This is a genomic window from Lelliottia sp. GFLA7 (genome assembly GCF_056490165.1).
In genome coordinates, this window is the sequence record NZ_JBWLAQ010000042.1 from 1 (window position 1) to 478 (window position 478).

Genomic DNA, 478 nt, shown 5'->3' on the forward strand with positions numbered 1-478 from the left:
GGTGCAGGGCGTGTCGTTCGCGGGGGTGGCGACCATGGTGGCGATTGTCGGCAGCGACGGTGCCGGTGGTGTGCCAGCGATTCTCGGGGCGGTGATGGCCGCGTCCTTTATCGGTTTGTTGATTACCCCGGTGTTCTCAAGGATCACCAAGTTTTTTCCGCCGCTGGTGACGGGCATTGTGATTACCACCATCGGCCTGACCCTGATGCCTGTAGCGGCGCGCTGGGCCATGGGTGGCAACAGCCGGGCGGCAGATTTTGGCAGCATGTCCAACATCGGCCTGGCCGCGCTGACCCTGGTGCTGGTGCTGCTGCTGAGCAAGATCGGCAGCGCAACGATCTCTCGCTTGTCGATCCTGCTGGCCATGGTGATCGGCACCGTGATCGCGGTGCTGCTCGGCATGGCGGACTTCTCTGGCGTCATGCAGGGGCCGATGTTCGGTTTCCCCACACCCTTTCACTTCGGCATGCCCACCTTC

The 478-nt window shown here is 63.2% G+C and carries 1 protein-coding gene; it reads left to right on the forward strand.

Annotation, left to right across the window (positions count from 1 at the left end; genetic code table 11):
• A partial coding sequence (locus AC07RN_RS21040; protein ID WP_478337226.1) for a solute carrier family 23 protein occupies nt 1-478 on the forward strand: 478 nt, incomplete at both ends.